At 58.4% G+C, this 14,962-nt stretch carries 13 protein-coding genes; all 13 read left to right on the top strand.

The features are described from left to right. Nucleotides 1-10: 10 nt before the first annotated feature. Nucleotides 11-1,201 carry a toxic anion resistance protein gene (locus tag RUE5091_RS01660; protein ID WP_058280134.1) on the top strand — a complete coding sequence of 397 codons (1,191 nt, stop codon included), beginning with the start codon at nt 11-13 and terminating at the stop codon, nt 1,199-1,201. A gap of 52 nt (nt 1,202-1,253) precedes the next feature. Beyond that, entirely contained in the window at nt 1,254-2,171 is a 918-nt protein-coding gene (locus RUE5091_RS01655; RefSeq protein ID WP_058280133.1) for a DUF2927 domain-containing protein, read from the top strand. A gap of 21 nt (nt 2,172-2,192) precedes the next feature. After that, the gene (locus RUE5091_RS01650) at nt 2,193-3,341 is read left to right on the top strand and encodes an SPFH domain-containing protein (protein WP_058280132.1); all 1,149 of its coding nucleotides are present in this window, start codon (nt 2,193-2,195) and stop codon (nt 3,339-3,341) included. Between the two features lie 31 nt (nt 3,342-3,372). Continuing rightward, nucleotides 3,373-4,461: a TFIIB-type zinc finger domain-containing protein gene (locus RUE5091_RS01645; protein ID WP_058280131.1), complete on the top strand. Its 1,089-nt coding sequence runs from the start codon at nt 3,373-3,375 to the stop codon at nt 4,459-4,461. 103 nt (nt 4,462-4,564) lie between these two features. Continuing rightward, nucleotides 4,565-5,233, top strand: a complete 669-nt coding sequence (locus tag RUE5091_RS01640) for a nitroreductase (RefSeq protein ID WP_082643518.1) — start codon at nt 4,565-4,567, stop codon at nt 5,231-5,233. A gap of 25 nt (nt 5,234-5,258) precedes the next feature. Continuing rightward, nucleotides 5,259-5,696, top strand: coding sequence for a D-aminoacyl-tRNA deacylase (dtd, locus tag RUE5091_RS01635; protein ID WP_058280129.1), 438 nt, complete (start codon nt 5,259-5,261; stop codon nt 5,694-5,696). Beyond that, on the top strand, nt 5,696-6,799 hold the full coding sequence (locus RUE5091_RS01630; protein WP_058280128.1) for a DUF4147 domain-containing protein: 1,104 nt from the start codon (nt 5,696-5,698) through the stop codon (nt 6,797-6,799). The genes dtd and RUE5091_RS01630 overlap by 1 nt, the downstream gene beginning before the upstream one ends. Before the next feature lie 51 nt (nt 6,800-6,850). Beyond that, nucleotides 6,851-8,842 carry a CocE/NonD family hydrolase gene (locus RUE5091_RS01625; RefSeq protein ID WP_058280127.1) on the top strand — a complete coding sequence of 664 codons (1,992 nt, stop codon included), beginning with the start codon at nt 6,851-6,853 and terminating at the stop codon, nt 8,840-8,842. Between the two features lie 125 nt (nt 8,843-8,967). Then, nucleotides 8,968-10,554, top strand: coding sequence for an ABC transporter substrate-binding protein (locus tag RUE5091_RS01620; RefSeq protein WP_058280126.1), 1,587 nt, complete (start codon nt 8,968-8,970; stop codon nt 10,552-10,554). 15 nt (nt 10,555-10,569) lie between these two features. Next, nucleotides 10,570-11,526, top strand: a complete 957-nt coding sequence (locus RUE5091_RS01615; protein ID WP_058280125.1) for an ABC transporter permease — start codon at nt 10,570-10,572, stop codon at nt 11,524-11,526. Then, nucleotides 11,523-12,338 carry an ABC transporter permease gene (locus RUE5091_RS01610; protein ID WP_058280124.1) on the top strand — a complete coding sequence of 272 codons (816 nt, stop codon included), beginning with the start codon at nt 11,523-11,525 and terminating at the stop codon, nt 12,336-12,338. The genes RUE5091_RS01615 and RUE5091_RS01610 overlap by 4 nt, the downstream gene beginning before the upstream one ends. Next, complete coding sequence (locus tag RUE5091_RS01605) at nt 12,335-13,972, top strand: ABC transporter ATP-binding protein (protein WP_058280123.1); 1,638 nt, start codon at nt 12,335-12,337, stop codon at nt 13,970-13,972. Before RUE5091_RS01610 ends, RUE5091_RS01605 begins: the two co-directional genes overlap by 4 nt. Nucleotides 13,973-14,123: 151 nt before the next feature. After that, complete coding sequence (locus RUE5091_RS01600; RefSeq protein ID WP_058280122.1) at nt 14,124-14,960, top strand: alkaline phosphatase family protein; 837 nt, start codon at nt 14,124-14,126, stop codon at nt 14,958-14,960. Nucleotides 14,961-14,962: the final 2 nt, after the last annotated feature.

Here is a 14,962-nt window from a genome sequence, read left to right as displayed (position 1 = left end):
GGATTACCCCATGTCCGATGAGATCAAGAACAAAGCGGTCGAAGCAGAAACGCTGGTACAGGAAGTAACAGCCGTTGCGTTGCCTGAACCCACAAATCAGGTCATCTCGCTTGAAGAGGCCGACGATCCGGTCAGCGCTGAAATCCGCAACCGCATGGATGAGCTGGATATGGGCAACACCAATTCGATCGTGTCCTTCGGCTCGTCCGCCCAGGCGGAATTGCAGGAAATCAGCCAGGCCATGCTGGCGGATGTACGCAACAAGGATGTGGGTCCCGCGGGGGACAGCCTGCGCGATATCGTCACCTCGATCCGGGGCTTTTCGGTCAGCGAATTAGATGTGCGCCGCGAACGCAGCTGGTGGGAAAAACTGCTGGGCAAGGCCGCGCCTTTCGCCAAGTTCACAGCGCAATACGAAGAGGTTCAGGGCCAGATCGACAAGATCACGGACGATCTTCTGGGTCATGAACACACGCTGCTGAAAGACATCAAGTCGCTGGATCTGCTGTATGAAAAGACTCTTGGGTTCTACGACGAGCTGGCGCTGTATATCGCGGCAGGTGAAGAAAAGCTGACCGAACTGGACAGTCAGGACATCCCCCAAAAAGAGGCCGAAGTTCAGGCCGCGCCCGAAGATGAACAGGTGATGAAAGCACAGGAACTGCGCGATATGCGTGCCGCACGGGATGATTTGGAACGCCGTGTGCATGACCTGAAGCTGACGCGGCAGGTGACGATGCAGTCGCTGCCCTCGATCCGCTTGGTGCAGGAGAATGACAAGTCGCTGGTCACCAAGATCAACTCGACCCTGGTCAATACCGTGCCGCTGTGGGAAACCCAGCTGGCGCAGGCGGTCACCATTCAACGCAGCGCCGAAGCGGCCTCGGCCGTACGCGATGCCAACGATCTGACCAATGAATTGCTGACCTCGAACGCGGCTAACCTGCGTGAGTCGAACAAGATGATCCGCGAGGAAATGGAACGCGGCGTGTTCGATATCGAGGCGGTCAAACAAGCCAATGCCGATCTGATCGGTACAATCAACGAAAGTCTGGCGATTGCTGACGAAGGTAAGGCCAAACGCGCCGCTGCCGAGCAGGAACTGCAGAAGATGGAGACCGAACTGCGCGACACCTTGGCCGCGGCCAAGGCCCGCAAGGACGGGATCGGCGACAATGCCGGAACGGCGGTACCGGGCTGACGGCGGGCCAGACGTGCGGGTAGCGGGATATCTGAAGCCATTATTGGGCTTGATGGCACTTTTGGTTTTGGCCAATTGCGATGAAGCATTGACGTCTTCGGTTGTTCCGCAACCGCGCCCGGTGGCGCCCGCCCCTGCACCCAATGCCTATGTGCCCCCATCCGCAGCCAGTCAGGACTTGGCCAGGTTCTATCAGCGGGTCGAACGCGACCTGCTGACCCGCGACATGTTGCGCATTGATGGGGGCGGCCCGGATACACCCTATGACGCCGACGATCTGGCCCGCAATTTCGAGGCCATAGCCTTTTACAGCGAATACCCTGATCACGCTGTAACAACGCGTATTCAGCGAACGGACGGACAACTTAGCCGATGGGCCGGGCCTGTACGAATTCAAACGGAATTCGCCCCGTCCGTCGCACCCGAAGCGCGCGAAAAAGACACGGCCGAGGTTGAGGCATTTGCAAAGCGACTTGGCAAATTGACGGATCATCCGATCTCGGTCGTCAATCGCAAAGCCAATTTCCATGTCTTCTTCGCAGGCAAGGATGACAGCGCTTATGTAGTGAAACGCTTGAAACAACTGATCCCCGGCATCAGCACGCCATCACTGGAATTAGTTGCAAATCCGCGTGCCAATATTGACTGCCTTGTCTTTGCGTCCCCTACCAAAAGCTCGCCGTATAAATTTGTGCGGGCCGTGACGCTCATCCGGGCTGAATTGCCGGACCTGACGCGCCGCAGCTGCATTCACGAGGAAATCGCACAGGGGCTGGGTCTATCCAACGACAGCCCCAACGCACGGCCTTCGATTTTCAACGACAATGATGAGTTTGCGCTGCTGACCAGCCATGACGAAAAACTTTTGACAATGCTCTACGATCCACGCCTTGAGCCCGGGGTAACAGCTGAAGACGCCCGCCCTGTGGTGCGGATCATTGCACGCGAATTGATGGGCCAGCAGCTCTGAGCCCAAGGAAAGGAGACCCCAATGGGTATTTTCGATTTTCTGACCGGAGAATTTATCGACGTCATTCACTGGGTCGACGACACCCGCGACACAATGGTCTGGCGGTTCGAGCGTGAGGGGCACGAGATCAAATACGGCGCCAAGCTGACCGTGCGCGAGGGTCAGGCGGCGGTATTTGTGCACGAAGGTCAGCTGGCGGATGTGTTCACGCCAGGTCTCTATATGCTTGAGACCAACAACATGCCGATCATGACGACTCTGCAGCATTGGGATCACGGCTTTCAGTCTCCGTTCAAGTCCGAGATCTATTTCGTTAACACGACCCGGTTCAATGACCTGAAGTGGGGCACCAAAAACCCGATCATGCTACGTGATCCGGAATTCGGACCAACCCGCATTCGGGCCTTCGGCACCTATACGGTGCGCGTGAAGGACGCTGCGAAGTTCCTGATCGAGATCGTGGGCACCGATGGTGAATTCACAATGGATGAGATCAGCTTTCAGATCCGCAACATCATCGTGCAGGAATTTAGCCGGGTGATCGCCGGATCAGGCATTCCAGTTCTGGACATGGCCGCCAACACAGCCGATTTGGGCAAGCTGATCGCGGCTGAAGTTTCTCCGGTGCTGGACGGTTACGGACTTGAGATGCCAGAATTCTACATTGAAAACATCTCTCTACCGCCCGCAGTTGAAGCAGCGTTGGACAAGCGGACCTCGATGGGGTTGGCGGGTGATCTGGGTAAGTTCACCCAGTATTCCGCGGCCGAGGCGATGACCGCCGCGGCCAACAATCCCGGTCAGGGCGGCGGCATGGGCGCGGGGCTTGGCATGGGAATGGGCATGGCGATGGCACAGCAGATGTCGAACATGGCAGCGGGTCAACCCAGTGGCCCGTGGGGCGGTTCCGCCCCCGCCGCACCGCAACCGGCAGCGCATGCCGCACCGCCCCCTCCGCCTCCGGTCGAGCATGTGTGGCATATCGCGGTGGACGGGCAAACCAGCGGGCCGTTCTCGAAGGCCAAAATGGGTCGCATGGCCACCGACGGAGAAATCACCCGCGACACCCACGTTTGGACTGCGGGTCAGGATGGTTGGAAAAAGGCTGGAGACGTGCAGGAATTGGCGCAGCTGTTCACCATTCTGCCGCCACCGCCGCCGGGTGCGTAACGTTTTAGTCGCTGGCGCATAGGGCTGCACGATGAGTGAAGAACACAGATTTCCCTGCGAGCAATGTGGCGCGGATTACCGGTTCAACCCCGGTGATGGCAGTCTGACCTGCGACCATTGCGGGCATTCCGTGACGATTGGTGCTGGTCCATGGGGCGGGGCCAGCCTGAAAGAGCTGGATTTCGACGCTGCAATCGCGGAACAACTTCCGGAGAGCGAGATCGAGGAAACGCGTGTTCTGTCCTGCCCCAATTGCGCAGCTCAGGTCGAGTTCGATCCTGCGACCCACGCCGCAGAATGCCCGTTCTGCGCGACGCCCGTGGTAACGGATACCGGCGTTAGTCGGCATATCAAACCGCGCGGTGTGCTGCCCTTTGCTTTGGACGAACGCACGGCGCACAAGGCAATGGGAGACTGGCTGGGTCGTCTCTGGTTCGCGCCCAACGGGTTAAAGGAATACGCCCGCAAAGGCCGCAAGATGCAGGGCATTTATGTGCCCTACTGGACCTTTGATGCGGACACTAAGTCCAGTTATCGCGGTGAGCGGGGCGTTGTCTATTACGAGACCCGGACCGTCATGCGCGACGGCAAGCGCGTACAGCAGCAGGTGCCAAAGGTGCGGTGGTCGCCAAAATCCGGACAGGTCGCGCGGTTCTTCGACGACGTGCTGGTGTTGGCATCACAGTCTTTGCCCAAAAGCTATACTGACGCGCTGGAGCCTTGGGACTTACCATCGCTGGAACCTTATCAGCCGGAATATCTGGCCGGATTCAGGGCCGAGGCCTATACCGTTGAATTGCAGGAAGGCTACTCCGAGGCCCGTGGGTACATAGCGCGAGTGATCGAACGTGAAGTGCGCTTTGATATTGGCGGCGATCGTCAGCGGATACACGGGATCGATACGGATGTGCGAGACGTTACCTTCAAACATATCCTGCTACCGGTCTGGATGGCGGCCTATAAGTACCGTGGCCAGACCTATCGCTTCGTCGTTAACGGGCGCACCGGCCGCGTACAGGGAGAACGCCCCTGGTCCGCCATCAAGATCACTGTTGCCGTTGTTCTGGGCCTGCTTGTGGCGGCCGGCGTCGGGTATCTGATGGCCACCGGCCAACAGTGACAACGCTGAGCGCCAGCCATGAAATCAGTGAATGTTAGCGCTTGAACTTCCGTCACTCTGACGCCATTCTCCGCCGCGTCAACGCCTAAGGGGAGAGGCCATAGTGACACTATCCGATCTAAATCGGTTGCTGGCCTCGCGGTATTCCTGCCGGGCCTTTCGCCCCAACCCGGTGCCCAAGGATCAGATCGAACAAATCCTGACCAGCGCCGCCCGCGTGCCCAGCTGGTGCAACGCTCAACCCTGGCACGTCTCGGTCACCAGCGGCGCAGAAACCGAGCGGTTTCGCGCGGCAATGCAGGCCGAGGCTGCTGCGGGCACGCCCTGCCCGGACATTCCATTTCCAACTTCCTATTCCGGCGTTTATCAGGACCGCCGCCGGGCCTGCGGGTGGGCTCTGTATCAAGCAGTCGGCGTTAAACGCGGTGACCGCAGCGCCTCGACCCAGCAGATGATACAGAATTTCTCTTTGTTCGGGGCACCCCATTGCGCCATTGTCTCAAGCCCCACCGAACTTGGCGCTTATGGCGCGCTGGATTGCGGCGGGTTTATCACCGCCTTTTCACTGGCTGCGCAGGCACTTGGCATCGCCACGATCCCGCAGGCTGCACTGGCCACCTATAGCCCGTTCTTGCGCAGGTATTTCGATATCCCCGAAGATCGGTTGATTTTATGCGCGATTTCTTTCGGTTATGCGGATACAGATCACCCAGCCAACGGCTTTCGCACCGACCGCGCCGATCTGAGTGAGATCGTGAACTGGGTCGGATAACAACCACACCGGACGGAGAACGATTTTGCGCGCTGTTCTACAACGAGTTTCGAAGGCCAGTGTATCGGTTGACGGTCAGATGATCGGCCAGACCGGACCGGGGCTGATGATCTTGGTCTGCGCTATGCAGGGCGATGATGAAGCCAAGGCAGATCAGCTTGCCGCCAAAATCTCCAAGCTGCGCATCTTCAAGGATGACGCTGGTAAAATGAACCGGTCAGTGAAAGATATCGAAGGGTCCACGCTGGTGATCAGCCAGTTTACGTTGGCCGCCGATACCTCACGCGGCAATAGGCCCGGATTTTCCGAGGCCGCCACACCGGATGTCGGCAAACATCTGTATGAGGTCTTTGCCCAGCGGTTGCAGGCACATGGTGTGCCGGTAGAGACCGGGCAATTCGGTGCCGATATGGCGGTTGAGCTGGTCAATGACGGGCCCGTCACGATTTGGATGGAAAGCTGATGGACAGGAAAGAACAGGCAATTCGCATCTGGCAGACCGGGGTCGACGCCGTAGGTGGTCACGCCGCAACCAGCAAGGCTTTGCAGGGCATCCCCCAGCCCGATCAAATATTGGCGGTCGGCAAACCCGCCGCGGCCATGGCCCGCGCGGCGCTGGAACATTTCGGACCGCGCCCGACACTGGTTGTCACCAAGGATGGCCACGGGCGTGATCTGCCCGATTATGTGACGGTGATCGAGGCCTCGCACCCCGTTCCAGACGCGCGCAGCCTTCAAGGTGGTCAGGCATTGCGCGAGGCGGTTGAGGCAATGAAGCCCGGTTCACATCTGTTGTTGCTGGTTTCGGGCGGCGCATCCTCTCTGGCCGAAGATCTGGTGCCGGGCAAAACGCTGGGTGATCTGGAACAGCTGAACATAAAGCTGCTGTCCGAGGGGCTGGACATCACCGCGATGAACGCGGAACGGCGCAAGCTGTCACGGATCAAGAGGGGAGGATTGCTTTCCCACTTTCATGGCGACAGGGTGACTGTTCTGGCCATTTCGGATGTACCCGGAGATGACTTGAATGTTGTCGGCTCGGGCATTGGGGCTCTGCCGGGGTCGGTTGATTTTGCGGCTACCACTCAGATCGTGGCGTCAAACGCTCATGCCCGCGCGGCCGCAGCGGACTTGGCACAAGTTGACGGTCTGACGGTTCATGCCAATGAAGAATGCCTGCACGATGATTTCTTGAATATCGCCGAAGCACTGGGCGAACGCATCCGCGCGATGCCAAAGGGCGTCATGATTTTCGGTGGCGAACCAACTGTTGTATTGCCAACTAACCCAGGGCGCGGTGGGCGCAATCAGGCGCTGGCTTTGGCCCTGGCACGCGAGATTGCTGGTTGCGAGGGTATCACGGTGGTTGTCGGCGGCACCGACGGCACGGACGGACCCACGCAAGCCGCCGGGGCGGTTGTCGACGGCACCACATGGGGCGACGGTGCTGAGCAGGCATTACAACAGGCCGACAGCGGCAGCTATCTGGACCACGCAGGGGCTTTGCTGGTGACGGGACCGACGGGAACAAACGTGATGGATTTGCTTGTCGCGATCCGCACATGATTTGACGGTTTTTGGACTGCCCGGAATGTAAAACATCCGGACAATACTTTAATGACGCCGCCCACCAACGCGCTACGCACCATCGAAGATCTTCCTGATATTGGCATCGAATTGCCGGATGGCTGTCGCCTATCCGCGCGTGTTTGGCGCCCCACGGATGCCGTGGAAAACCCCGTTCCCGCCATTCTGGAGTTTCTACCCTATCGCAAACGCGACGGCACCTCGGTGCGGGATGAACTGACCCACCCGTGGTTCGCCGAACGCGGCTATGCCTGCATTCGCGTCGACATGCGTGGCAATGGCGACAGCGAAGGGGTGATGGAGGATGAATATACCCAGCAAGAGTTGGACGATGCCGTGGCCACCATCCAATGGCTGGCCGAACAACCGTGGTGCACGGGCAAGGTTGGAATGATGGGGATCAGTTGGGGCGGCTTCAACGCGCTTCAAGTCGCGGCGCTGCAACCTGAGCCGCTGAAAGCGATCATCACCTTATGTTCGACGGCTGACCGTTACGCGGATGATATCCACTATAAGGGTGGCTGTTTGCTGAACGAGAATCTGGGCTGGGGCGCGACCATGTGGTCCTATTCCTCGCGCCCGCCGGATCCGGACCTACGCCCGAACTGGCGTGAGCTGTGGTTAGAGAGGCTGGAGAACGAGTCGTTTCTACCACTTGTCTGGCTGCGCCATCAGCGGCGGGATGAATATTGGCGGCACGGCTCAGTTTGCGAGGATTTCAGTGCCATCCGGGCGGCGACTCTGGCCGTTAGCGGCTGGGGCGATGCGTATAAAAACACTGTGCCATTGCTGGTTGAGCAACTGGAGGCCCCGGTCAAAGGCATTGTGGGGCCGTGGGTGCACAAATACCCTCATTTCGCAGTGCCTGAACCCCGGATCGGTTTCCTGCAGGAAGCGCTGCGCTGGTGGGACCACTGGCTAAAAGGGTTGGATACCGGCGTCGATTCTGATCCCGATTATCGCGCCTATCTGATGGACGGCGTGCGCCCGCAACGCTGGTACAGCGAACGACCTGGGCGCTGGATCACCGAAAGCGATGGGGCCACCTCTCATCTGCCCCGCATGACGCTGGGGTTGTCGAATGCCGGGTTGGGTCAGGACGGACCGCTGGATCAACGCGTTCGGTCACCGCAGACCTGCGGCATGGAGGGGGGTGAATACTGCGCCATCTGGCTGGGTCCAGACATGCCGGGGGATCAGCGCACCGACGATGCGCTGTCAGCCTGTTTCGATGGCGCAGCTTTGGCTGAGGATCTGGACATTGTCGGTGCGCCGCGCATCCGCCTGCGACTTAGCGTCGATAAGCCTCAAGCGCAGATTGCCGTGCGGCTGAACCATCTTCACCCGGATGGCGCGTCGACCCGCATCACCTATGGCGTTCTGAACCTGTCGCATAGGGACAGCCACGCCGAACCGACACCTCTAGTACCTGGCACCAGTTACGAGGTTGCACTGGATCTTGACCATATCACCTATCGCGTCCCCAAGGGGCACCGCCTGCGGGTCGCAATTTCAAGCGCTTATTGGCCGTTGATCTGGCCATCCCCCGACAGAGCTGGACTGCATCTGACCGAGGGCACGCTATACCTGCCCCACCGCTCGGCCACACCTGATTCATACGCGTTCCCACCTCCGGAATCGGCTCCGCCGCTGGATCAGACAACCCTGCGCGAACCGAACAATTCCCGGCGGGTCGAGATGGACATGAACACCGGCGAAACGCATCTGATCATCGACGACGACTTTGGGTTGGTCACAAACAACGACCATGGTTTGACACATGGCAGCACAGCCTATGAGCGTTGGTCGATCCATCCGAACGATCCCCTTTCGGCCCGTGGCTATTGTCGCTGGACGCAGGAAATCAACCGGAACGGTATCAATCTGAGAACAGAAACGTCTTGCGAAATGTGGTCGGATCGAACGACATTTTACCTCAGGGCAGAAATGAATGCCTTTGACGGCGAAAGCTTGGTATCAACAAAGCAGGTGGAGGATACCGTTTCACGCGATCAAATATAAAACATTCGCCGGAATGGGCTGGACATTTACCCTTGCCCGCCCAACCGAAATGCGCCTACTTTGACTCATGCGTCAATAAAAAGCCCGTAAAGGGCCGACAAACCTACCAACTGGGAGATCTTTGAATGAACGAACAACTCACTCACATGACCAAGCAGGTCACAGCGGGCAAGCTGACCCGCCGCGAATTCATGGGGAAGGCAGCGGCTTTGGGTGTCACCGCAGCGATGGCAAGCACCATGTTTGCAGACGCCGCGCGTGCGGCAGGCCCGATAAAAGGCGGTGATCTGAAGTTCGGTCTTCAGGGCGGTGAATCCACCAACTCGCTTGACCCAGCAACCTATGCAAGCTCGGTGCCATTCCAGAACGGCAAGCAATTTGGTGACCAGCTGGTAGAGGTTGCACCCGACGGCTCGATCGAACCTCGTCTGGCAGAAAGCGTAGAAGGCAGCGCGGATGCCAAAGTCTGGACCTTCAAACTGCGTCAGGGCGTCGAATTCCACAACGGCAAGACCATGACCAGTGAAGACGTGCTGAAGACTATGGAGCGCCACTCAAACGAAGATTCGAAGTCTGGTGCTCTGGGCATCATGAAAGGCATCGAGTCGATGAAGGCCGATGGCGACAACTTCCAGGTCACACTGACCGAGCCTAACGCCGACTTGCCTTACTTGATGGCAGACTACCACCTGATCATTCAGCCAGACGGCGGCATGGAAAATCCAGGTGCAGGTATCGGCACTGGACCATACAAGGTAGAAGTGGATGAGCCCGGTGTACGTCACCTGTACACGAAGTTTGAAAACCACTGGAACCCTGACTTCGGAAATTTCGACAGCGTTGAAGTAATTGTCATCAACGATGCGACCGCCAGAACGGCTGCTCTGCAGGGTGGGCAGGTTCACGCGATCAACCGCGTTGAGCCGAAGGTTGCTGACTTGCTGGGTCGCGCACCGAATCTGACCGTACATTCGACGGCGGGACGTGGGCACTATGTGTTCATCATGCATTGCGACACCGCGCCGTTCGACAACAACGAACTGCGTCTGGCACTTAAACACGCCATTGACCGTCAGGACTTGGTCGACAAGGTTCTGCGCGGGTATGGCACAGTTGGCAACGATATGCCTGTGAACGCAGCATACCCGCTGTTTGATGGATCAATTCCTCAGCGCGAGTTCAGCCTTGAGAAAGCGGCTGAGCATTACAAGAAGTCGGGCCATGACGGTTCGCCGATCATCTTGCGCGTTGCAGATGGCGCCTTCCCAGGTGCCGTGGATGCTGCGGCGCTGTTCCAGCAAACAGCTGCACAGGCAGGTATCCCGCTGGAAATCAAGCGCGAACCCAACGATGGCTATTGGTCCGAAGTCTGGAACGTGCAGCCCTTCTGCGCCTCGTATTGGGGTGGCCGTCCGGTGCAGGATCAGATGTACTCAACCGCTTATCTGTCTAGTGCCGATTGGAACGATACCCGTTTCAAGGTTCCAGAATTCGACGAGATGTTGTTTGCAGCCCGCGCCGAGTTGGACAACGACAAGCGCAAGGACATATACAGCAAGATGGGCATGATGGTCCGTGACCAAGGCGGCCTGATCTGCCCAATGTTCAATGACTTTGTCGAAGGCGTCACTAATCAGCTGGAAGGTTGGGAAAACGATCCGACCCAAGAGATGATGAATGGCAACATGTCCCGCAAGATGTGGTTCTCCTGATAGGGCCCACGGATAATGCATCCTATCATTAAACTGGTTTCCCAGCGCCTTGCGCTGGGATTCCTGCTTCTCTTCGGTGCATCGGCTCTGATATTCGGCCTCACCGAAGCCCTTCCTGGGGACGCTGCGCAAGCGGTCCTAGGCCAAGCTGCAACCCCCGAGGCGCTGGCAAACCTGCGCGAGGAAATGGGCCTCAACCGCCCCGCCCTGACCCGTTATTTCGAATGGCTGGGCGGCATTGTTCAAGGTGATCTTGGACAATCCCTGACCAATAAACTGGATATCGCCGAGTCGATCGGCAGTCGTCTGGGCAACACGCTGTTTCTGGCCTTCTGGGCCGCTGTTGTTTCCGTACCGCTGGCTATCTTTTTGGGCCTGTTGGCCGTGCGTTATCGTAACCGTTGGCCGGACAAGCTGATTTCGGCGGTTACCCTTACAACCATCTCGATCCCCGAGTTTCTGATCGGTTATGTGCTGGTCTATTTCGTGGCCGTTAAGCTAGGGTTGTTCTCGCCCCTGGCAATGATCAACGACAGCATGTCCTTTTGGCAAAAGCTGAATTCAATTGCTCTGCCTGTTATCGTTCTGACGCTGGTTGTTCTGGCGCATATGATGCGCATGACCCGCGCCGCGATTCTGAACGTGATGCAGTCTGCCTACGTTGAAACAGCAGAACTGAAGGGTCTGAGCAATTTTCAAGTTATCTACCGCCACGCGTTTCCGAACGCCGTCGCGCCCATCGTTAACGTGGTGATGCTGAACCTGGCCTATCTGGTCGTCGGCGTCGTCGTGGTTGAGGTGGTGTTCGTCTATCCCGGCATGGGGCAGTACCTTGTGGACCACGTGACCAAGCGTGACGTTCCGGTGGTTCTGGCCTGCGGCGTCATCTTTGCCGCGATCTATATCGGGCTGAACATGATTGCAGACATTGTTGCCATTCTGGCCAACCCAAGGCTGAGGCATCCGAAATGAAGAACATCCCTATTTCTGCAATGATCGGGCTGGCCTTCACAGCCCTGTACTTCATCATCGCCCTCCTTGCCCCTCTGCTGGCCCCTTACGGTATGGCCGAGGTCGTGGGCGACGTGTGGGAGCCGTCCAGCTCACAATTCTGGCTGGGTACTGACAACATTGGCCGCGACCTTCTTAGCCGCATGATCTATGGCGGGCGCACGACGATCTTTATCGCCACGGTGGCCACGATCCTTAGCTTCGTGACCGGCTCGATCCTTGGTTTTCTGGCCGCGGTGCTGGGTGGCTGGGCTGATCAGGTCATGTCGCGCATGGTGGATCTGATCATGTCGATCCCGACACTGATCTTTGCGCTGGTGGTTCTGGCCATGGTGCCGGTGACCATTCCCGTTCTGATCCTCGTCATGGGGCTGCTGGACGCCACTCGTGTCTATCGCTTGGCCCGCGCCGTCGCCGTGGATATCGCGGTCATGGACTATGTCGAGGCCGCGCGTCTGCGTGGTGAGGGCCAGGTCTGGGTCATCTTCCGTGAAATCCTGCCCAACGCCCTGTCGCCGCTGGTGGCGGAACTGGGTCTGCGGTTCATCTTCATGGTTCTGTTTGTCTCGACCCTGTCATTCCTGGGTCTGGGCGTTCAGCCGCCGCTGGCGGACTGGGGCGGCATCGTGAAGGAAAACAAGGACGGCATCGTCTATGGCATCGGCGCGGCGCTCTACCCTGCTGTCGCCATCGCAACGCTGGCGATCTCGGTCAACCTTGTGGCTGACTGGGTCCTGAACCGTACCACATCGCTGAAAGGAGGCCGGGGATGACAGAAGCCCTTCTCAAGGTCCGCGACCTCAAAATCGGCGCGACCGTCTATCCACCGGGTGAAAAACCCCATGACATCGAAATCGTGCACGGGGTCAGCTTTGACCTCGCGCCCGGCAAGGTCCTGGGGCTGATCGGCGAATCCGGTGCCGGTAAATCGACCATCGGTCTAGCCTCGATGGCCTATGGCCGGGGCGGTGTGGAAATCACCGGCGGTGAGGTTTGGGTCAATGGCCGCGATATCCTCAAGACGTCGCATGGCGATATCCGCAAGCTGCGTGGGGGTGAGGTTACATATGTGTCCCAATCCGCCGCAGCATCTTTTAACCCAGCGAAAAAGATCATGGATCAGGTGGTCGAAGCTGCGGTGGAACAGAAAAAGTTCAGCCGCAAAGAGGCCGAAGGCCGTGCGCGCGAGTTGTTCGCCAAGCTGGGTCTGCCCGATCCGGACAATATCGGCGAGCGCTATCCACACCAGGTTTCGGGTGGTCAGTTGCAACGTTGCATGACAGCGCTGGCGCTCTGCCCCGAGCCTGATCTTGTGGTGTTCGACGAACCTACCACAGCGCTGGACGTTACGACTCAGATCGACGTTCTGATGGCGATCAAAGAGGCCATCGCAGACACTGGTGTTGCCGCGCTTTACATCACCCACGACCTGGCGGTTGTGGCGCAAGTAAGCGACGACATCATGGTGCTGCGGATGGGCAATACGGTCGAGTATGGCAATACCGACCAGATCATCAACAACCCGCAAGAGGAATATACTCAGGCTCTGGTCTCGGTCCGTTCCATCGAGCACGAAGAAAAGAAACCTACACCCGACCCGGTGCTGAGCGTTGACGGCATCACCGCGCGCTACAAGGGGCTGAATTTCGACGTGCTGCACAATGTCAATGTCGAGCTTCATCCAGGACAGACGCTGGCTGTGGTGGGCGAATCCGGCTCGGGCAAATCTACCTTGGCGCGGGTGATCACCGGCCTTCTGCCACCGCGCGATGGTGAGATCACCTTTTCAGGCCGCAAGCTCAGTGGCGATCTGAAGGGCCGCACCCGCGAGGACCTGCGCGAGTTGCAGATGATCTATCAGATGGCCGACGTGGCGATGAACCCGCGCCAGACCGTCGGCACGATCATCGGTCGCCCGCTGGAGTTCTACTTCAACATGCGCGGCGCGGAAAAGCGCAAGCGGATCATCGAACTGTTGGATGAGATCGAACTGGGCGAAAAGTTCATGGATCGCTATCCGGCGGAACTGTCCGGTGGTCAGAAACAGCGTGTCTGTATCGCGCGGTCGCTGGCGGCCAAGCCCAAGATGATCATCTGTGATGAGGTCACCTCGGCGCTTGATCCGCTGGTGGCGGATGGCATCCTCAAGCTGTTGCTCGACCTGCAAAAGATCGAGGATGTGGCATACCTGTTCATCACCCACGATCTGGCAACGGTGCGTGCAATCAGCGATAGTATCGCGGTGATGTATCAGGGCCGCGTGGTTCGTTATGGCCCGAAATCGCAGGTGCTCAGCCCGCCGTTTGACGACTATACCGATCTGCTGCTCAGCTCGGTGCCCGAAATGCATCTGGGTTGGCTGGAAGAAGTTGTCGCCCACCGCAAGATGGAGAGTGCGGGGAACTGACCCGGTTCGCGACAGGTTGAAGAAAACTGAAAATCCCGGCGCTTTGTCTGATGGCAGGTGTCGGGATTTTGCTATTTGGGGCGGGAACAGGCAGCCCCGAGGCAACGAATCCCCTAGGGTCGCCTGAAGGATTCTAAGAAAGGGTCAGGGAATGGACCGTAAACTCCTCCTCATCATTCTGGACGGTGTTCCATGGCGCAATTTTCGCCGCCTGTTCGGCAACCTTGAAGGCTGGGTCGACAGTGGCGAGGCACAGGTCTGGAAGCATCGCGCGGTGCTGCCATCGACCTCGGCCAGTTGCTATGCCTCGATCCACACCGGCGTCACACCGCAGGAACATGGCTGCACAGGCAACAGCAACGTCTTCCGTCTAAGCCACAAGGATGTCTTCAGCCAGGTCCGCGAGGCGGGTGGCGTGACCGGCGCCGTGACCCACAGCTATTGGTCGCAATTCTTCAACCGTCACCCGTTCGACTATGTCCGCGACATCGAATACGACGAGCCTGAGAGCAAGACGATCAACCATGGCCGGTTCCACTCGATGACCGGCTATGGACAGGTGAACCAGATGACGCCCTCGGACATGGATCTGTTTGGCACACTGACCAATCTGTGCCTGCGCTTTGGGTTGGATTACGGCATTCTGCACACCTGCACGCTGGACAGCATGGGCCACCGATTCCATCACGATTGCGAGGAAATGGACCATGCCTGCTTCGTCATGGACGAAATGCTGGCCCCTTTCATCCCACGTTGGCGGCAATTGGGGTATGAGGTCATCGTGACCGCGGACCATGGTCAGGACGAACGTGGCCATCACGGCGGACGGGGATCGCTGCAACAGGAAACTGCATTGTATTATTTCGGCGATGCCAAAGGCCCCGAGGCTGATACGGTGATCGACCAGCTGCAACTGGCGCCCACGATTCTGAACCGCATGGGCGCACCAATCGCCGAGACGATGAAAGCCAAGCCTTTCCTGAAGTGACG

Source organism: Ruegeria denitrificans (genome assembly GCF_001458295.1).
Classification (GTDB): domain Bacteria; phylum Pseudomonadota; class Alphaproteobacteria; order Rhodobacterales; family Rhodobacteraceae; genus Ruegeria; species Ruegeria denitrificans.
The sequence above is the reverse complement of the archived record's forward strand: the minus strand, read 5'-3'. Positions and strand labels throughout refer to the sequence as shown.